The sequence below is a fragment of the Sinorhizobium mexicanum genome (assembly GCF_013488225.1).
GTDB classification, from domain to species: domain Bacteria; phylum Pseudomonadota; class Alphaproteobacteria; order Rhizobiales; family Rhizobiaceae; genus Sinorhizobium; species Sinorhizobium mexicanum.
The window spans coordinates 241032-259435 of the sequence record NZ_CP041240.1 but is presented as its reverse complement, the minus strand read 5'-3'; the positions used below and the strand labels follow the sequence as shown (position 1 = coordinate 259435).

The window sequence follows — 18404 nt, the reverse complement described above, 5'->3', positions numbered from 1 at the left end:
GCGCTGAAACCGTCATAGCCGGCCCGAACCGCGTCGTCATTGATGACAGTCAGGACCAAGAGGGGCGATGTCACGTTGTCTGCATATACAGGCGTTGAGACCTGCGACCGCTGATGTCAGCTGACCACAGCAGGCCCGCAGCAGATGCGCCAGCACCGTCGCATCAATGTTGTCGGTCTTGATCTTGGCGTCGGCTGTCGCCTTGACCTTCGGCGGGTGTCGCTAATCATGCGCGTCGGCGCGACGTTTTACTTCTTCGGCAGCCGCGTCAGCAATCGTCGAGCACATAGCCATCCTGGTCGACGGCGGGCCACAACCAGTGTTTCCTGCCGGCGATGGTGATGACGACCTCGTCCAGGTGCCAGACATCTTTTCGGCTGTGCTGCTTGCGGCGCAAGCGGCGAGGATCGGGCATATGCAGACAACATGACATCGGCCCGGCGAAAACTCACGGATGCTCGAAGCGGTGCCCGCCCCTTGCACGATCGAAGTCACGCAGGCGCGCGCGGGAGCACGCTCTCGTTATCGCAATCGAATAACGAAATAAGCACGATCATAACTATCCGCAAATGCGTGGCAAATAACATCGCTTAAAGTGGGGATATCCAAAGAAGAGGATATGAAATGAAAGCCAACCTCATGATCTGCCGTTGCGTACTCGCGGCGGTCTCGCTAGCAAAGTCTGCGGCTTCGGTGATAGCGCAGGTTCCTCATTGCGGTTCGAAACTATGTCGCTGACACAAGACGTTGCCAATACGGTCGCCAGCCTCACATACGACGAACTGCCGGTAGCAGTACTCGACAAGGCGAAGCTTCTCGTCCTCGACCATGTCGGATGCATGATCGCGGGAAGCACTACTCGCGGGGCGAGACAAATGACGCCCTATCTCGCGCGTATCGATTCGGGTGGTCCAAGCACCGTTTTCGGCACGTCACTATGCTTCCATCCTGCCAATGCCGCTCACGCCAATGGCCATAGCGCCAGCATGCTTAGCCTGGATGATTCCTACGTCCTTTTCGGGCATCCCGGCAACTCCATTATCCCGGCTGCGCTTGCCGTTGCCGAAGAGGTAAACAGCTCCGGCAAGGCGCTGATCGCCGCGATTGTCGGTGGCTATGAAATGTCACTGCGCCTTGGCACGGCCATGCGGTCTACCGAAGGCCGCAACCGCCAGGTCAGCGGTCTTGCGACTTGGCAGATTTTCGGCGCATGCACGGCAACAAGCCTGTTGCACCGATTCAGCGCCGGGCAAATCGCCGATGCTTACGGACTGACGCCGATGCATGCTCCGCTTCCCTTTGGGCAAAAATTCTATTCTCGGCCGATAAGTTTTTTGAAGAACAATTACGGATGGGCGAACAAGGGGGCCATCACGGCGGTGGACCTTGTACGCGAAGGCTTCCACGGGAACCGCGCCATCTTCGACGGCGACGACGGCTTCTGGGCCATGGCCGGTTCCGACCGCTTTGAACCCCAGAACATGCTTGACCGGTGGGGGGAACGCTACTTCATCCTTGAGACCGGCTTCAAACCTTATGGCGTCTGCCGCTGGATCCATACCGCGATCGACTGCCTGCGCGTGCTGCAGACAAGACATCGTTTCGGCCATGCCGACATCAGGGGCATTCATGTCGAAACCGTGAGCGAATTCGTTCGTGACTTTGATGGCCCTTGGCCGCAATCCACCATCGAAGCGGCATTTCATATCCCCTATGCGCTCGCGCTCGAACTGCACGACAAGTCCTCCGCGACCGGCCTGCGCGAAGACGACCTGACTGACGAAGGTGTTAGACAAACCGCGGCACGGATCAGCCTTTCAACCCTCGCCAGCGCCGATGAGGTATTTTATGCGCAAAGGCTCCTGCCGGCCCGCGTCAGCGTCACTCTCCAGAATGGCAAAACGCTTTCTGCCGAGGCCGAGGTTCCAACCGGCGCCCCCGGCGGGCCCGCTTTTGGACAGGCGGAAGTGGAAGCGAAATTCCTCACGCTGGCTAGCCCCGTCATCGGCGCTATCAATGCCGCGCGTCTGAAACAGTCCCTCCTCGAATTGGAGGGCCTCTCCGTCCGCAACGCATTGAAGCCTTGCGCCATGACGTGATCTCCGCGCGGGGGGCACCGTCGCGAACCAGGCCGCGCCCCCTTCTTCACAACGACAAACCAATCAGGATGAGGTTGCAAATGTCCACTCAGAGTATCGTTCGACCGGAACCTGCTCAGAACGCATTCGATAGGTTCTACGCCGGCTCACGCGGAGCCGGGGGGACGTTCAAGGTGTCGCATGGGGAGGGTATCTTCTTCTGGGATACTAACGGCAAGCGCTATCTCGAGGGTTCATCCGGCGCGTGCGTTGTCAATCTCGGCCATGGGAACGAGCGCGTCCGCGATGCGATGATCGACCAGGCCAATCGCATCAGCTATTCCGCGTTCTATAGTGAACCAACCAATACGCTATGCAGGATGATCGCGGACCTCGCGGGCCCTGGTTTCGATCAGGCTTTTCCCGTTTCCGGCGGTTCGGAAGCAGTCGAAGCTGCCATCAAGCTCGCGCGTCAATACGCGGTGGCCAGCGGACAGTCGAAGCGCTGGAAAATCCTCGCGCGCATGCCAGGATATCATGGCGCGACGCTTGGCGCCGCTGCTGTCACGGGCGACCCTGACCGCGACGAGATCTTCGGCCCGATCATGCAGATAATGCCCAAGGTGCCGGCACCACTGAGCTATCGCGTCCCTGAAGGCTTTGACGTCAGTTCCTATGCCGACTACTGCGCGGAGTCGCTTGAACGGCAAATCCTTGCAGAAGGCGAGGAGACGGTGCTCGCCTTCATCATGGAGCCGGTCGGCGGTGTCGCGACCGGCGCGTTGGTTGCGCCGGACAGTTACTATTCCAAAGTTCGGGAGATTTGCGATCGCTATGGCGTTCTGTTGATCTTCGATGAGGTCATGTGTGGCGCCGGCCGAACCGGCACCTTCCTCGCCGCCCATCATTGGCCAGACGCTCTGCCTGACCTCGTCGTCTGCGCCAAAGGCTTGGCCGCCGGTTATTCGCCGCTTGGCGCCATGATCGCCCCCAATAGGATCGTGGACAAGGTCGCCGGCTCCGGCGGTTTCTTGCACGGCCACACCTATGCTGGAAACCCCCTCTCATCGGCAATTGGTGTCGCGGTTCTCGAGGAGATGCTCGACCAAGATCTGATGGGCAATGCCAAGCGGATGGGCGTCCTCCTGCAGCGAAAGCTTCACGCACTGAAGGATCGGAGCACCACTGTCGGCGACGTGCGGGGAATGGGCCTCCTCAATGCGGTGGAGATCGTCGAGGACCAGGCAACCAAGGCGATTTTTCCCGCAGCCAAGCAGGCGTCCTATCGCGTTTCGGAGATCGCCCGCGAACTCGGGCTGCATCTCTACGCACGCCGCACCGCCAGCGGAAAGTTCGGGGAATGGTTCATGGCAGCTCCTCCGCTTATCATAACCGAACCGGAAATCGACCTCTTCATGGAGCTTCTCACTGAGACGTTCCGGGTTTTTGAGAGCGAGAACCGATGAGGCGGGCGCGTATCCATCCTAACTCGACGCAATCCATGCTGGCCGGTGTATAGGAGCCAATCTCTCGAGCGCAGCCAGGCAGCGCCTGCATGATGCCGGGCAAGGGCATCCGCCCGTTAAAGCTACCAATAAGGTATCGCGCCGCACGAAGGTGGGATGGCTTTCGCCAGTGGTTGAAACGATGCACAAGAAGGATGAAACAATGCGAAAGAAGACCGTCGACACTCTCATCATCAACGGTGATATTTTCACCGGTGACAGAAGTCAGCCGCATTATCGACCAGGAGCCATAGCGATATCTGATGGCGTAGTGGTCGCGATAGGTCGCGAGCAAGAAATTCTGTCGGCGTACGATGCAACGCGCAAGATCGACGCCCAGGGCGCTTTGGTCCACCCCGGCTTCATTGAAAACCATATCCATTCCACGGGCTTGGCTTATCACGGAGCTCCTTTCTCGCCGCAGTCGGGCACTGCGACTAAGGTGAACTACTCGAGCATGAAGGCAGCAACTGACCCCGAAGTAACCGCTGCCTATGCGGCCGCTGCAGCCTGCTCAATGCTACAACGTGGTTTTACCCTGTACTTCGAGGCAGGCACTGTCATCGAGACCGATGCGTTTGCCGAAACGCTAACCAAGTGCGGTATGCGGGGAATGGTGACTGCGCCATGGGGATGGGACGATATGTCATCCGACATGACTGAGGGGTACGGGCTGAACAAGACGCTGATGCGGCGTGCGCCGCCGGACGCGAGACGGGTTATCGACCAGTTTAAGCATGAACTTGCCCGCAATAAGGATGAGAATGCGTTGGTACGCGGCTATGTCGGCCTCCAGGGATGTGGTGGCTCCACGGACGATCTAATCCGGGAAGCAGTGAGAGTGGCCACCGAATCAAACGCGCTCTTGTGGATGCATGAGGCCTTCATGCCCTGCGATGTCGCGGAAGAGCGAAGGAAGTTCGGTGATGCCGCCGCGGTCCGTATGCACCGACTTGGCGCCCTTGGGCCATTCGCGACGTTCGCGCATATGAACATCCTTACCGAAGAGGACATTGAGCTCATCCTTGCGATGAAGCCCGGCCTTTCCTGGTGCCCCCAACACGCGCTTACCTATCAGATCACGCCACCGGAAAGATGCTGGTTTCCGTATCTTTACCGAGAAGGGATCAGTGTTTCGCTCAGTGTCGACACGACCATGAGATTTCCAATCGGGATCTCGGGCCTCATGAGCCTCTATCTGTCGATGGTAACTGGAGACCGACTGAATGAATCCGATCCATTTTACATGCAGACGATCGACGCTGCGAGAAACGCAGGCCTTGGTGACAGGCTGGGCAGCCTGACCCTGGGCAAGCGCGCCGATGTGGTCATCCGGGAAGCCCGCGACATCACCCACTACTCCTGGCGCGACGATATGGGCATCCTGTTGTCGCTGTCTTCGTCGATGATCCCGGTCGATACAGTTCTCATCGATGGCAAGGTCGTCATGGAAAAGGGCCGCCTCACGACAATGGATCAGGATGAAATCCTTGCCGAAGCCATGCGCCAGCGCGATCTGTTGGCTGCTAGGGTCTCCGCCGCATGAGCATGTGACGTGAGCAGTGCGTGTGAGCAGGATGCCCACCCGCGCTTCCCAAGAAAAACAGATTAGGGCGACGATAATGCAAAAGTCTTATGATGCGATTGTGATTGGGGCGGCAATAATGGCCTTGCTTGCAGCTGCTACCTGGCGAAAGCCGGCCTGAAGGTGCTGGTGCTGGAGCGTCGCCAGGTCGTTGGCGGCGCAGCTCGGTCCGAGGAAATTGTTCCCGGCTTCACCTTTTCCGTTTTTCCTACGTTGCATCCCAGCTACATCCGAAGGTAGTCACCGAGCTCGACCTCAGGAAATATGGCCTTCGACCCGTCAATGCGGACGATAGCACGTTCCGGCCCGTGGACGAAAAGCGCTAGATGATGGTCGGCGGCGACATCGCACAGATGCAGGCTGTCTTGTCCCGATTTTCCCGGGCCGACGCTGCCCGATACCCGGAGTTAAGCATCTCTCAACCGTTTCGCAATTTGTCTACAAACTCAAGCTGCAGACGCCAGTCGACCTCGTCGCCCGTTCGTTGCGCGCTCCCGGGCCAAGACAGCAAGCTTCCTGTGGGAGATCGATCCGATGATCACCCACACGCTGACGTTGGAAGTGCGGGCCTCACATCTTCCGTCACGCTCGTGCGACCGGGTTGCTGCGCGCGGCAGTTCCGAAAAAGGTAATTGGCGATCTGTTAGGACATCGCTCGACGGGGTCGACAGACCCCTATCTCAAGCTTGCCACCGAGGATCTGAGGGCGGTCGCTCTTGATGTGTCGGGAACGGAGGTGCTGGCATGATCTCCCGTTGGCCCGATTCCGATCGCACGCGCATTGGCAGCTATGTCGCGAGCCTTGATCTGCGCAATCTCAAAAGCCGCACCTGCTATCAACAGGTCCTGCATAGCTTCCAGGATATTGTTGAACGACATGGGTTGCTCGATCAACGTCTTGCGGGGCGTCCACAGATGGCGATGCGACGCCAGTCCTTGAGCCTACAGAACATGCAATTGACCAGGTTTCGCCTTTTGTAGGCGCTTCGGTCGAAGGGATGGATGCATCTGCGCGTGGGGTTGTTGGGAATAACCGGGATGGTGCCGCGCTCGAGGAGGAACTTGCGCAACCCGTCTGCGTCGTAGGCCGTGTCGGCCGCACAGGAATGCGATGGGGGTAACGCAGTCAGCAAGGGGATGGCGACGCGCACATCGCCGCGCTGGCCCGGCGTCACTTCGAGCGCGATGGTTCTACCGAGGCTGTCGCAGACCGCATGGATTTTCGTGATTCTGCCCCCCGCGGGACCGCCCGATGGCCTGCGTCTCCGCCCCCTTTTCCACCGGCCGCCGTGCGATGTGCCTTGGCCGTGGTTGAATCGATGGCGTAAAAGTCGTCGTCCGGGGAGAGGGAGCGCAGCGCCTCGAACAGCTCGCGCCAGACCTTGCGCCGCGACCAGCGGTTCCAGCGATTGTAGACGGTGGTGTACGGACCATAGATCGGCGGGCAATCCCGCCAGCGGCAGCCGGATTTCAACACATGAACGATGCCGCTGAGAACGCGCCGGTCGTCCACCCGGCGCGCGCCGGGTTGGTTCCTCGGCAAACAAGGCTCGATCGCTGCCCATTGTTCGTCGTTTAGCCAGAACTCGTTCGCCATGGTTCACCCCTCAGCCACGCCGAGAGAGAATCACGTTTCAACGCAGATTCATAGCACTGCTTGAGTACAGACCTTAGGCTACCGATTGCATAATCAATCGCTGCCGCAAATAACTATTCTGAGTTTCACGGGTCCGTTCTCCATGAGATGCATAGACACATGGACCATTGGTGATAGCGAGCCGTCTACAATGCAGAAGTCCGCAGAAAGTCGGTCTACAAGCGACTGCGCCTTTGCGCAGCATGTCTATGAGACCTCGAACCCGACGAGCAGACAGAAATTTGAGGCTGCCAAAGAGGTCCCGCCTGACGGCGCTGACCGGTAGTTTGGGGCAACGGCCCACGGTGTTAATAATTCACGCCCGGGTTGCAGCGTTCCAACCGTCTGATGGGGCCAACACCTTACAAAGCAGGGACTGATAGAATGCCAGAAATCCCCAAGCCTTATCGCATTCTCGTTGCCGCCTTCGGCCACGAAGCCAACAGACTGAACCCAAGGCTTGCCGACGAGGAGCTCTTCGTGTTGGAACGTGGTCAGGATATCCTAAGGGCGCCAGCTGACGTGCTGAAAGGGCTGATCGAAACGCTTGTCACGGCGGGCGTGACAATTGAACCAGTCTTTTCGGCGAGATCGGCGAGCGGGGGCGCTGGCGGCCTTGTCGATCATGGTTTCTACTTGCGTATGCGTGAGGAACTTTTGGATGCCATTCGACGTATCAAGCCTGATGCAATAGGTTTGGACCTTCATGGCGCGATGGGCACGACGGAAACGCCGGATGCCGAAGGCGATCTTCTTCAAGCGCTTCGCCAACTCGTTGGCCCCACCGTGCCAATCGGCATCGGTCTCGACCTGCATGGCCATATCACACCCCGCATGCTCGACAACACCGACATTTGTATTGCTTGCAAGGAAAACCCTCATTCGGACTTTGTCGAATGTGGCCAGAAAGTTGCTGAACTGCTGATCGAACAACTTGAGGGGCGTCTAAGGCCGGTCACGATTTCGGCGCGGGTGCCTATGATCCTGCCGGGTGCGGGTGAAACCGGCTCTGGGCCGCTGGCGGAAATACATGCAAAAGCACGCGAGTACGCGTCTCTGCATCCGTCGATCAAGGATATCTCGATCTACAACGTGTTCCGCTTTACCGATGATGACGAAATCGGCCAGGTTGTCACCATCTTGAGCAATGGCCCCAGCGCCGACACACCTTCCATCGCCGTAGACCTTGCGACTCGCTTCTGGGTGGAACGCGAGCGTTTCAAGGACGATCTTCTGTCTGTTGATCAGGTCTTTGAGCTTGTCCGGAGTTCGCCGGACAAGCGGCCATTTGTGATTGGTGACATGGGAGATCGCACCGCTGCGGGGGCGCCGGGAGACGGCACCATTTTGCTTTCCGCAGCGCTCGATGGCTATCCGGGACTGCGCGGTGCAGTGCCTATCACCGATCCCGTCGCAGCAGCCAGGGCAATAGAGGCTGGTGTAGGTGCAACTGTTACGCTGTCTATCGGAGCAGGATTCACACCGGGTTACACGCCTCGATTGGTCACCGGGTTTGTTGAGTACGTGAGTGACGGAAATTTTATCGTCGAGGGTCCCGTCAGCAACGGCGCCCGCAGTGCTATGGGACCAACGGCCGTCCTCAGGGTAGATGACCGCATCAAAGTGCTACTAACCACAAAGCCGGCGGACACCACTGATCCAGCAGCTTTTACAAGCCAGAACGTGGTTATCGGAAACCTCGATTTCGTAGTAGTTAAATCAGGTTTCCACTTTGTTTTGAACTTTGCTGGTCTAGCTACACCAGTGCTCGTGAATACGCCTGGCGTTGGCTACTATAGAAAACATAAATTCGAGTTCCGGAAAGCGCACTTCTGGCCCGAACACGATATCTCTAGTCCCGAAATCACTGCCCGTCAGCATCCTGCAGGCACTTCCAGAAGAATGTAGCAAGCGCTTGGAATGAGCAACAGAAATCAAAAAAAGAGGAGGAACGGAATATGACAATCACTAGACGCGAAATTATCAAGACAGGGTTGGCCGCCGGGACGGCATTATCAATGCCGACAATCCTTCGGGCGCAAACATCACCAGATGACGCTCGGACAGTTCGCTGGGTGACGGACGGGGAACTCGTAGTATTCGATCCGATCGTCTCATTAACTCTCGCACAGAACCATGCTTTAGCGATTTACGACACGCTTTTCGAAAGCGATTCCAAAGGGATTCCGCAACCGCAAATGGTGGGGAAGTGGGGCGTCTCCGAGGACAAGAAGACCTACACATTCCAACTCCGCGATGGCCTGACCTTCCACGACGGCAGCCCAGTCGCTGCGGCGGATTGTGTGGCCTCGATCCGACGCTGGGGTCAAGTGGACGTAGGTGGAAAACTGATCATGGCGAAGGTCAAAGATATCTCGAAGCAGGACGAGAAGACCTTCACGATCACGCTCAACGAACCGATGCCGCTTCTCATACCTTTGCTCGCATCATCCTACGTGGGATATTATCTAGCTATCATGCGTGAGAAGGACGCGAAGCTTCCCCCAACGGAGCAGGTGACCGCGAATATCGGATCCGGGCCATTCAAGTTCAATCAGGCTCTAGCCAAGCCTGGCGTAAGCTTCACCTACGACCGAAATGAACAATATATACCCCGCCAGGAACCAGCAGACGCGTTCGCCGGCGGAAAGTTCGTCAAGGTCGATAGAGTGGTCACGCAATATATTTCCGATCAACAGACCGCCTTCGCGGCTCTCCAAGCGGGAGAGGTCGATTTGGTTCAAGTACCATCACAAGTACTATACCCTGTGATCAAGAGCGATTTCAACCTTGAATTGGAGATCATAAACACTTCGGGTCAAGACATGTTCTTACGCATGAACTGCCTGCAGAAGCCGTTCAACAACGTCAAGGCTCGTCAGGCGATGCTTCACCTGATCGATCAGGAAGCAATTATGCTGGCGGCCGGATTCGATCCAAACTACATACACCCTGTTACATCAATATTTGGAAACAGCACCCCGTATTCCAACGACGAAAACACGGGATGGTACAAAAAGGGCGGCGACCCGGAAAGAGCTAAGCATCTCTTGCAGGAGGCGGGATATGCCGGCGAAACGGTTGTCATTTTGCAGGCCACGGACTGGCCGCCAGCCAGCAATGCCGCGCAATATCTGGCGAACACCCTGCGAAAGATTGGAGTCAGTGCTGAGCTCGCCCCGAGCGACTGGGCCGGGGTTGAAGAACGCCGTGCAAAGAAGGAACCGATTGAGGACGGCGGCTGGAGCGTATTTATTAGCGACTTCACCAATTCCAAATTTGGCAATCCGATCAGTTTGCCTTTGCTCGCTGCAAATGGCGTAGACTATTATGGCTGGCCGAAGAACGATGAATACGAGGCTCTCCGGGCCAAATGGGTAGAGGTCGAAACACTTGAGGAGCGCCAAGCACTGGCCCGTGCAATGCAACGCCTCGCGTGGGACTTTGTTGGCACTGTCATGTTGGGTCAGCATATCGAGCCAATCGCTCGCCGAAAATCTCTGATTGGTCTGGTTCATGTTCCGTCGGCTGTGTACCCGATGTGGAACATGCAAAAGGCTTCAACCTGATGGCGGCCTACATCTTACGCAGAGTGGTTTCGGCCATCGCCGTCATGGCGATGGTCGGGGCCTTCGTGTTCCTGCTTCTCAGGCTGGCGCCTGGCGACCCGGCAGCCATCATCGCCGGCAAGTCCGCCACGGCGGAAGTAATTGCTGGCATTCGTGAGCAGCTGGGCCTGAACGAACCTCTGCCGGTTCAGTTCATCCATTGGGTGCGCGACATGCTTAGGGGCGATTTCGGCGTCTCGATCTTGACCGGACAACCGGTTCTCAAGCTCATCTCGCAGCGGCTTGAAGCGACCATCTCTCTGTCGATCCTGACGATGATTCTTTCGGTAACGGTTGGGGTCTCCTTCGGCATCCTCGCGGCATGGCGATCTGGCGGTCTCATCGACCGCATCCTCGCGGCCTTTTCGGCACTGGGTTATTCCGTTCCGGTCTTTGTCATCGGTTATTTTTTCATCTACTTCTTCGCCATCAGGACTCACTGGCTTCCGGTCCAGGGATATGTACCGATCGATGGTGGCCTCAGGCCTTGGTTCGTCCACCTGATCCTGCCCACCGTCGCTTTAAGTCTTGCCTACATTGCATTCATCGCTCGTGTCACGCGGGCGAGCATGCTCGAGGTCCTGTCGGAAGACTATATGCGAACGGCCGCAGCCAAGGGTGCTTCGTCCTACGCCATGCTTTTCCACCATGCCTTGAAGAATGCCGGGGTGCCGATCCTGACCGTCATCGGCATAAGCTTCGCCTATCTGATCGGCGGGGTCGTACTCACGGAAACGGTGTTCAACTTACCCGGTATCGGTCGCCTGGTGGTGAGTGCGATAAACAACCGCGACTATCCGGTTATTCAGAGCGTGCTCATCCTGACTTCGGGTATGTACGTCCTTATCAATCTAACGGTCGATCTGGCGTACACCTTGATCGATCCACGTATCCGGTACTGATATGACACTCCCCTCCGCAACATTTGAGACCACGCCGTCGGCCTCGCTGGGACTTTCCAGTATTGCCCGCCTCGCAAGACGGCATCCACTCGTACTAATCGGCGGCGGCCTTTTGGCCCTCCTGATCATCCTCGCCTTTACTGCCCCGCTTTACGCCGGCGATCCGGGAAACATGGATCCGTTCAAACGGCTACAGCCACCGTCGGGCGAAATGTGGTTTGGGAGCGACAATCTGGGCCGCGATGTGTTTGCCCGAACGATTTTCGGCGCGCGGATATCCCTGATGGTCGGGTTGGCATCGGCGGCTTCCGCCGCTCTTGTTGGCCTCGCGATCGGCATCCTTGCCGGTTACAACCGCACTTTCGACAGTGTCATGATGCGGGTGATGGACGGTTTGATGTCGATCCCGACGATTTTGCTGGCTATCGCGCTGATCTCTCTGACGGGCCCCGGCATCAGTATTCTCATCGTAGCCATTGCAATCCCTGAGACGCCAGCTGTCGCGCGGCTGGTTCGTTCGGTGGTGCTCAGCATGCGGGACCGTCCGTACGTGGAGGCTGCTCTTTGCGGTGGTGCCCGCCTGCCGAAGGTGCTCTTGCGGCATATCCTCCCGAGCACCATTCCAGCACTGATGGTGCAAAGCGCCACCGTTTGTGCGAGTGCCATTTTGACCGAAGCTGGGCTGAGTTTTCTCGGCGTGGGCGTGCCGCCTGAAATCCCCAGTTGGGGCAACATGATCGCCAGTTCGCGCTTGTATCTTGCCATCGCTCCATTGACGATCTTCGCGCCCGGCATCCTTCTTGCCGTCACGGTTCTTTCGGTCAACCTGCTGGGGGATGGTTTGCGCGATATGTTCGATCCCCGCGCGAAGCGGAGGTGCTGACATGCTGATGCACAAAACTGACATGCAAATGCATAAATCCGTGGCAGAAGACATACTTCTCGATGTCCGAGACCTTGAGACGCACTTTTACGGCGAAGAAAGTGTCACCCGCGCCCTAGGCGGCATCAGCTTTCAGGTCAGGAAAGGCGAGACGCTTGGGGTCGTTGGCGAATCGGGATGTGGGAAGAGTGTTACCGCTCTTTCCATTCTTCGCCTGCTGCCGAAGCTGACAGCCAGGACCGTCGGCGGCGAGGTCCGATTCCAAGGCCGCGACCTTCTTGAGTTGTCGGAGCGGGAGATGCGAAAGATCCGCGGTGAAAAGATCGCAATGATCTTCCAAGATCCAATGACGAGTCTGAACCCGGTGTACACCGTCGGTCGCCAGATTGCCGAAGCGGTACAGATCCACACGGGAGCCTCCCGTTCAATTGCGATGGCCAGGGCCGAAGAAATGCTCCGCTTCGTCCGCATCGCGGATCCCGAGCGTCGAGTGAGCAACTATCCCTATGAAATGTCAGGCGGAATGCGACAGCGCGTCATGATCGCGATGGCCCTTGCCTGCTCGCCGGAACTGTTGATCGCCGACGAGCCGACAACCGCACTCGATGTCACAATTCAGGCGCAGATCCTGCGGCTGATCGTCGATCTGAAGGAGCGGACGGGGACGGCCGTGATGTTCATAACCCATGATCTGGGCGTCGTGGCCGAAACGTGCCAACGCGTTATCGTTATGTATGCTGGCCGGATCATCGAACAAGCGACTGTGACGGATCTCTTCGCGCGCCCCATGCATCCTTACACTCAGGCTCTCATGCGCTCGGTGCCTGACCGTCGGCAGGGGCGCCAGCGCCGTCTGCCGGAAATCCCTGGCATTGTGCCAAACCTGCGTGAACCGATAATCGGGTGCAGCTTTGCACCGCGTTGCCCGTTCGCGATCGACATTTGCCGCGAGAAGACACCCGTCCTGCGCGACGTCGAAGCGGGTCAAGCCGCGGCTTGCTGGCGCTCAGAGGAGATTATGTGCGCATGAGCGGTCCATTGCTATTAGTTGAAAATCTCACCAAGCATTATCCGCTCGGTGCGGGGTTCTTCAAGAGGCCCTTTTCTGTGGTGAGAGCGGTCGAGAATGTATCATTTTCCGTCGACGCAGGCGAGACGCTTTGCATCGTTGGGGAATCCGGCTGCGGCAAGTCCACTGTCGCGCGGCTCTTGATGCGGCTCGTGGATCCAACAGGCGGACGCGTCCTGATCGATCGGACCGATATTGCGGGCCTCAAGAAGCACGAGCTTCGCGTGCATCGCCGTCGGATGCAGATGGTGTTTCAGGACCCTTACTCATCGCTGAACCCGCGCCTTACCGCTGGACAGATTATCACCGAACCCGTGGAGAATTTCGAGCGTCTGAGCCGCAAGCAGCGCAACGCCCTTGCTGCTGACCTTCTCCAGAAGGTTGGCCTGGCGCCCGAGATGACGCACAGGCTCCCATCCGAACTGTCGGGCGGCCAGCGCCAACGGCTCGGCATTGCACGCGCGCTGTCGCTCAAGCCCTCGCTCATCATCGCCGACGAGGCGGTGTCAGCCCTAGATGTGTCCGTCCAGGCGCAGATTCTCAATCTGCTCGTGGACCTTCAGCAGCAGATGAGCCTCGCCTTTGTCTTCATCTCGCATGACCTTGGTGTCGTCGAGCATATCGCGCATCGTGTCGCGGTCATGTATCTCGGCCGGATCGTGGAGCTCGCACCCTGCGAAGCACTGTTCGCCAAACCGGTGCACCCCTATACAGAGGCGCTGATCGCCGCGGCCCCGGTGCCGGATCCCACCCGAGTTCGGCTGGCGGTGCCCGTGGAGGGCGAGGTGCCGAGCCCGATCAACCCACCGACAGGGTGCGCGTTTCATCCGCGCTGTCCACTCGCGGTCGAGCGTTGTCGCATCGAAGTGCCGCCTTTGGTGCCGATGGCAGACGGACGCGTCGTGGCCTGTCACGTACGCGCTCCGGCAACGGAGTCCCCGGCTGTGGCGGCCAAATCTGGGCCTGTCGCAAACTCCTGTGCTTAACGGCGTTGATCTACAGATCTGGCTCATCGATGGGCTGGAAATGATGTTCTGTTGACATTGGAAGGCGAGCGCAATCGGGCGATGAACAATAGACAACTTGCAGCGGTTGGACCATGAGGGACTTGATGGCTATCTGCCCGCGCTCAGCACCGAGCCGAAGTTCATCCGATCCGCTCCTTGTAGAGCCCACTGTTCACTGGCCATTTCATTGTGCGCTTGGTCTTTTTTTGTGGGAGTTGAGCGATGGCAAATGTGACTGAGCGAGGCGGAGAGGGAGCCAGCGGCCATGTCGGAGGTAACTCGCCGTCTCTGAAGCGAGTGTCAAAATCCGCCACTACCTCGTGCTGCGACGAGCCAAGCAGATATTATATTCGTCACGCTGCGCCAACACGCTAGGTCGTAGTCAGGATTTAACTTTCATCTCAGCAACAGGTGGATTGCGCCGACTTTAACGAAGCTGAGGAAGTTGTCGAGGAGCTTGTCGTAGCGGGTAGCGATGCGCCGGAAGTGTTTGAGTTTGTTGAATAGTCGCTCGATGGCGTTGCGTTACTTATAAAGGCGCCAGTCACAGGCATGGGGCCTCCTTCGGAATGCGTCCGGACTGCCGGTCCGATCCATGCAGACAACGGACATCGCGGCCTGCTTGGGTGCAGCAATTCTGGCCGGCGTGGCAGCGGGTGTTTAGAAGTCCGTCGTCGATACCATGTCCAAGTTTGCCGAATATGATCTGCATTATGAACCGGAAGAACAGCACTACACCCCCTACCAGGGGATGCTGGCCGAATACAAAGGCTTCGGTGCGCGAGATAATCGAGGAACTCTGCGCATAAGCGTAGTAATTTCTGATCGCCACCGGACTGTATTGGCGGTTGGTCAGCGCTGCTTTCAGCTCGGTGGGCATCTCGTGTTCGGATTTCAACATCAATTATTCCTCTGTTGGTCAAACGACCACAGAGGTTCGTCGGAAAATAATGCGGAGCAAAGCCGTCAGTCGGCACCAAAAACGCGCGGATTTTCTGTCTCCATCCTGCGTTCCTTCGCATTTTGAGCACCTGAGGATTAGTCAAAACGAACAAGAATGATGCTGCTGATGCTGAATCTGTTTTTCTTGGGAAGCGCGGGTGGGCATCCTGCTCACACGCACTGCTCACGTCACATGCTCATGCGGCGGAGACCCTAGCAGCCAACAGATCGCGCTGGCGCATGGCTTCGGCAAGGATTTCATCCTGATCCATTGTCGTGAGGCGGCCCTTTTCCATGACGACCTTGCCATCGATGAGAACTGTATCGACCGGGATCATCGACGAAGACAGCGACAACAGGATGCCCATATCGTCGCGCCAGGAGTAGTGGGTGATGTCGCGGGCTTCCCGGATGACCACATCGGCGCGCTTGCCCAGGGTCAGGCTGCCCAGCCTGTCACCAAGGCCTGCGTTTCTCGCAGCGTCGATCGTCTGCATGTAAAATGGATCGGATTCATTCAGTCGGTCTCCAGTTACCATCGACAGATAGAGGCTCATGAGGCCCGAGATCCCGATTGGAAATCTCATGGTCGTGTCGACACTGAGCGAAACACTGATCCCTTCTCGGTAAAGATACGGAAACCAGCATCTTTCCGGTGGCGTGATCTGATAGGTAAGCGCGTGTTGGGGGCACCAGGAAAGGCCGGGCTTCATCGCAAGGATGAGCTCAATGTCCTCTTCGGTAAGGATGTTCATATGCGCGAACGTCGCGAATGGCCCAAGGGCGCCAAGTCGGTGCATACGGACCGCGGCGGCATCACCGAACTTCCTTCGCTCTTCCGCGACATCGCAGGGCATGAAGGCCTCATGCATCCACAAGAGCGCGTTTGATTCGGTGGCCACTCTCACTGCTTCCCGGATTAGATCGTCCGTGGAGCCACCACATCCCTGGAGGCCGACATAGCCGCGTACCAACGCATTCTCATCCTTATTGCGGGCAAGTTCATGCTTAAACTGGTCGATAACCCGTCTCGCGTCCGGCGGCGCACGCCGCATCAGCGTCTTGTTCAGCCCGTACCCCTCAGTCATGTCGGATGACATATCGTCCCATCCCCATGGCGCAGTCACCATTCCCCGCATACCGCACTTGGTTAGCGTTTCGGCAAACGCATCGGTCTCGATGACAGTGCCTGCCTCGAAGTACAGGGTAAAACCACGTTGTAGCATTGAGCAGGCTGCAGCGGCCGCATAGGCAGCGGTTACTTCGGGGTCAGTTGCTGCCTTCATGCTCGAGTAGTTCACCTTAGTCGCAGTGCCCGACTGCGGCGAGAAAGGAGCTCCGTGATAAGCCAAGCCCGTGGAATGGATATGGTTTTCAATGAAGCCGGGGTGGACCAAAGCGCCCTGGGCGTCGATCTTGCGCGTTGCATCGTACGCCGACAGAATTTCTTGCTCGCGACCTATCGCGACCACTACGCCATCAGATATCGCTATGGCTCCTGGTCGATAATGCGGCTGACTTCTGTCACCGGTGAAAATATCACCGTTGATGATGAGAGTGTCGACGGTCTTCTTTCGCATTGTTTCATCCTTCTTGTGCATCGTTTCAACCACTGGCGAAAGCCATCCCACCTTCGTGCGGCGCGATACCTTATTGGTAGCTTTAACGGGCGGATGCCCTTGCCCGGCATCATGCAGGCGCTGCCTGGCTGCGCTCGAGAGATTGGCTCCTATACACCGGCCAGCATGGATTGCGTCGAGTTAGGATGGATACGCGCCCGCCTCATCGGTTCTCGCTCTCAAAAACCCGGAACGTCTCAGTGAGAAGCTCCATGAAGAGGTCGATTTCCGGTTCGGTTATGATAAGCGGAGGAGCTGCCATGAACCATTCCCCGAACTTTCCGCTGGCGGTGCGGCGTGCGTAGAGATGCAGCCCGAGTTCGCGGGCGATCTCCGAAACGCGATAGGACGCCTGCTTGGCTGCGGGAAAAATCGCCTTGGTTGCCTGGTCCTCGACGATCTCCACCGCATTGAGGAGGCCCATTCCCCGCACGTCGCCGACAGTGGTGCTCCGATCCTTCAGTGCGTGAAGCTTTCGCTGCAGGAGGACGCCCATCCGCTTGGCATTGCCCATCAGATCTTGGTCGAGCATCTCCTCGAGAACCGCGACACCAATTGCCGATGAGAGGGGGTTTCCAGCATAGGTGTGGCCGTGCAAGAAACCGCCGGAGCCGGCGACCTTGTCCACGATCCTATTGGGGGCGATCATGGCGCCAAGCGGCGAATAACCGGCGGCCAAGCCTTTGGCGCAGACGACGAGGTCAGGCAGAGCGTCTGGCCAATGATGGGCGGCGAGGAAGGTGCCGGTTCGGCCGGCGCCACACATGACCTCATCGAAGATCAACAGAACGCCATAGCGATCGCAAATCTCCCGAACTTTGGAATAGTAACTGTCCGGCGCAACCAACGCGCCGGTCGCGACACCGCCGACCGGCTCCATGATGAAGGCGAGCACCGTCTCCTCGCCTTCTGCAAGGATTTGCCGTTCAAGCGACTCCGCGCAGTAGTCGGCATAGGAACTGACGTCAAAGCCTTCAGGGACGCGATAGCTCAGTGGTGCCGGCACCTTGGGCATTATCTGCATGATCGGGCCGAAGATCTCGTCGCGGTCAGGGTCGCCCGTGACAGCAGCGGCGCCAAGCGTCGCGCCATGATATCCTGGCATGCGCGCGAGGATTTTCCAGCGCTTCGACTGTCCGCTGGCCACCGCGTATTGACGCGCGAGCTTGATGGCAGCTTCGACTGCTTCCGAACCGCCGGAAACGGGAAAAGCCTGATCGAAACCAGGGCCCGCGAGGTCCGCGATCATCCTGCATAGCGTATTGGTTGGTTCACTATAGAACGCGGAATAGCTGATGCGATTGGCCTGGTCGATCATCGCATCGCGGACGCGCTCGTTCCCATGGCCGAGATTGACAACGCACGCGCCGGATGAACCCTCGAGATAGCGCTTGCCGTTAGTATCCCAGAAGAAGATACCCTCCCCATGCGACACCTTGAACGTCCCCCCGGCTCCGCGTGAGCCGGCGTAGAACCTATCGAATGCGTTCTGAGCAGGTTCCGGTCGAACGATACTCTGAGTGGACATTTGCAACCTCATCCTGATTGGTTTGTCGTTGTGAAGAAGGGG

At 57.9% G+C, this 18404-nt stretch carries 15 protein-coding genes and 4 pseudogenes; 12 read left to right on the top strand and 7 right to left on the bottom strand.

Features of this window, described 5'->3' with window-relative positions; all coding sequences use genetic code 11:
• Positions 1-277: 277 nt before the first annotated feature.
• Positions 278-376 (bottom strand): annotated as a pseudogene (locus FKV68_RS23280) (DDE-type integrase/transposase/recombinase); the annotation flags it as partial.
• Between the two features lie 352 nt (positions 377-728).
• On the opposite strand from FKV68_RS23280, the gene FKV68_RS23275 reads away from it, so the two are divergent.
• The 6 genes and pseudogenes from FKV68_RS23275 to FKV68_RS23250 all read left to right on the top strand — a co-directional run bounded on the left by FKV68_RS23275 (position 729) and on the right by FKV68_RS23250 (position 6149).
• On the top strand, positions 729-2099 hold the full coding sequence (locus tag FKV68_RS23275; RefSeq protein WP_180941968.1) for an MmgE/PrpD family protein: 1371 nt from the start codon (positions 729-731) through the stop codon (positions 2097-2099).
• A gap of 80 nt (positions 2100-2179) precedes the next feature.
• The gene (locus FKV68_RS23270) at positions 2180-3544 is read left to right on the top strand and encodes an aminotransferase family protein (protein WP_180941969.1); all 1365 of its coding nucleotides are present in this window, start codon (positions 2180-2182) and stop codon (positions 3542-3544) included.
• A gap of 202 nt (positions 3545-3746) precedes the next feature.
• Positions 3747-5129 (top strand): amidohydrolase family protein, encoded by a 1383-nt coding sequence (locus tag FKV68_RS23265; protein ID WP_180941970.1) that lies wholly within the window; start codon positions 3747-3749, stop codon positions 5127-5129.
• A gap of 120 nt (positions 5130-5249) precedes the next feature.
• A pseudogene (locus FKV68_RS23260) lies at positions 5250-5408 on the top strand (NAD(P)-binding protein); the annotation flags it as partial.
• Between the two features lie 319 nt (positions 5409-5727).
• Positions 5728-5916: pseudogene (locus tag FKV68_RS23255) on the top strand (tyrosine-type recombinase/integrase); the annotation flags it as partial.
• Entirely contained in the window at positions 5913-6149 is a 237-nt protein-coding gene (locus FKV68_RS23250; RefSeq protein ID WP_180942324.1) for a hypothetical protein, read from the top strand. The pseudogene FKV68_RS23255 and the gene FKV68_RS23250, both read left to right, overlap by 4 nt.
• On the opposite strand, the gene FKV68_RS33850 is transcribed toward FKV68_RS23250, so the two are convergent.
• Both FKV68_RS33850 and FKV68_RS33330 read right to left on the bottom strand, forming a co-directional pair.
• The gene (locus FKV68_RS33850) at positions 6059-6343 is read right to left on the bottom strand and encodes a hypothetical protein (RefSeq protein WP_425347651.1); all 285 of its coding nucleotides are present in this window, start codon (positions 6341-6343) and stop codon (positions 6059-6061) included. The genes FKV68_RS23250 and FKV68_RS33850 overlap by 91 nt on opposite strands.
• Positions 6340-6765: an IS5 family transposase gene (locus tag FKV68_RS33330; RefSeq protein WP_245182055.1), complete on the bottom strand. Its 426-nt coding sequence runs from the start codon at positions 6763-6765 to the stop codon at positions 6340-6342. The genes FKV68_RS33850 and FKV68_RS33330 overlap by 4 nt, the downstream gene beginning before the upstream one ends.
• Before the next feature lie 423 nt (positions 6766-7188).
• Between FKV68_RS33330 and FKV68_RS23240 the strand changes: the two genes are divergently transcribed.
• The 6 genes from FKV68_RS23240 to FKV68_RS23215 are packed head-to-tail and all read left to right on the top strand — an operon-like array spanning position 7189 to position 14252.
• Positions 7189-8712, top strand: coding sequence for a M81 family metallopeptidase (locus FKV68_RS23240; RefSeq protein ID WP_180941976.1), 1524 nt, complete (start codon positions 7189-7191; stop codon positions 8710-8712).
• Between the two features lie 50 nt (positions 8713-8762).
• On the top strand, positions 8763-10373 hold the full coding sequence (locus FKV68_RS23235) for an ABC transporter substrate-binding protein (RefSeq protein WP_180941975.1): 1611 nt from the start codon (positions 8763-8765) through the stop codon (positions 10371-10373).
• Positions 10373-11314 (top strand): ABC transporter permease, encoded by a 942-nt coding sequence (locus FKV68_RS23230; protein WP_180941974.1) that lies wholly within the window; start codon positions 10373-10375, stop codon positions 11312-11314. The genes FKV68_RS23235 and FKV68_RS23230 overlap by 1 nt, the downstream gene beginning before the upstream one ends.
• Before the next feature lies 1 nt (position 11315).
• Entirely contained in the window at positions 11316-12197 is an 882-nt protein-coding gene (locus FKV68_RS23225) for an ABC transporter permease (protein WP_180941973.1), read from the top strand.
• Between the two features lies 1 nt (position 12198).
• On the top strand, positions 12199-13227 hold the full coding sequence (locus FKV68_RS23220; RefSeq protein WP_425347650.1) for an ABC transporter ATP-binding protein: 1029 nt from the start codon (positions 12199-12201) through the stop codon (positions 13225-13227).
• Positions 13224-14252: an ABC transporter ATP-binding protein gene (locus FKV68_RS23215; protein WP_180941972.1), complete on the top strand. Its 1029-nt coding sequence runs from the start codon at positions 13224-13226 to the stop codon at positions 14250-14252. Before FKV68_RS23220 ends, FKV68_RS23215 begins: the two co-directional genes overlap by 4 nt.
• A gap of 417 nt (positions 14253-14669) precedes the next feature.
• On the opposite strand, the pseudogene FKV68_RS23210 reads toward FKV68_RS23215, so the two are convergent.
• From FKV68_RS23210 to FKV68_RS23195, 4 genes and pseudogenes are all read right to left on the bottom strand, one after another.
• A pseudogene (locus FKV68_RS23210) lies at positions 14670-14819 on the bottom strand (IS5/IS1182 family transposase); the annotation flags it as partial.
• On the bottom strand, positions 14818-15174 hold the full coding sequence (locus FKV68_RS23205; protein WP_180941971.1) for a hypothetical protein: 357 nt from the start codon (positions 15172-15174) through the stop codon (positions 14818-14820). The pseudogene FKV68_RS23210 and the gene FKV68_RS23205, both read right to left, overlap by 2 nt.
• 238 nt (positions 15175-15412) lie before the next feature.
• Entirely contained in the window at positions 15413-16795 is a 1383-nt protein-coding gene (locus FKV68_RS23200; RefSeq protein WP_180941970.1) for an amidohydrolase family protein, read from the bottom strand.
• A gap of 202 nt (positions 16796-16997) precedes the next feature.
• Positions 16998-18362: an aminotransferase family protein gene (locus tag FKV68_RS23195; RefSeq protein WP_180941969.1), complete on the bottom strand. Its 1365-nt coding sequence runs from the start codon at positions 18360-18362 to the stop codon at positions 16998-17000.
• Positions 18363-18404: the final 42 nt, after the last annotated feature.

Bases quoted from the DNA above. Each gene is read 5' to 3' on its own strand.
- FKV68_RS23270 (WP_180941969.1), top strand. From the start codon at position 2,180: ATGTCCACTCAGAGTATCGTTCGACCGGAACCTGCTCAGAACGCATTC.
- FKV68_RS23215 (WP_180941972.1), top strand. From the start codon at position 13,224: ATGAGCGGTCCATTGCTATTAGTTGAAAATCTCACCAAGCATTATCCG.
- FKV68_RS23225 (WP_180941973.1), top strand. From the start codon at position 11,316: ATGACACTCCCCTCCGCAACATTTGAGACCACGCCGTCGGCCTCGCTG.
- FKV68_RS23265 (WP_180941970.1), top strand. From the start codon at position 3,747: ATGCGAAAGAAGACCGTCGACACTCTCATCATCAACGGTGATATTTTC.
- FKV68_RS33330 (WP_245182055.1), bottom strand. From the start codon at position 6,765: ATGGCGAACGAGTTCTGGCTAAACGACGAACAATGGGCAGCGATCGAG.
- FKV68_RS23200 (WP_180941970.1), bottom strand. From the start codon at position 16,795: ATGCGAAAGAAGACCGTCGACACTCTCATCATCAACGGTGATATTTTC.
- FKV68_RS23205 (WP_180941971.1), bottom strand. From the start codon at position 15,174: ATGTTGAAATCCGAACACGAGATGCCCACCGAGCTGAAAGCAGCGCTG.
- FKV68_RS23250 (WP_180942324.1), top strand. From the start codon at position 5,913: ATGATCTCCCGTTGGCCCGATTCCGATCGCACGCGCATTGGCAGCTAT.
- FKV68_RS23240 (WP_180941976.1), top strand. From the start codon at position 7,189: ATGCCAGAAATCCCCAAGCCTTATCGCATTCTCGTTGCCGCCTTCGGC.
- FKV68_RS23220 (WP_425347650.1), top strand. From the start codon at position 12,199: ATGCTGATGCACAAAACTGACATGCAAATGCATAAATCCGTGGCAGAA.
- FKV68_RS23230 (WP_180941974.1), top strand. From the start codon at position 10,373: ATGGCGGCCTACATCTTACGCAGAGTGGTTTCGGCCATCGCCGTCATG.
- FKV68_RS23195 (WP_180941969.1), bottom strand. From the start codon at position 18,362: ATGTCCACTCAGAGTATCGTTCGACCGGAACCTGCTCAGAACGCATTC.
- FKV68_RS23235 (WP_180941975.1), top strand. From the start codon at position 8,763: ATGACAATCACTAGACGCGAAATTATCAAGACAGGGTTGGCCGCCGGG.
- FKV68_RS23275 (WP_180941968.1), top strand. From the start codon at position 729: ATGTCGCTGACACAAGACGTTGCCAATACGGTCGCCAGCCTCACATAC.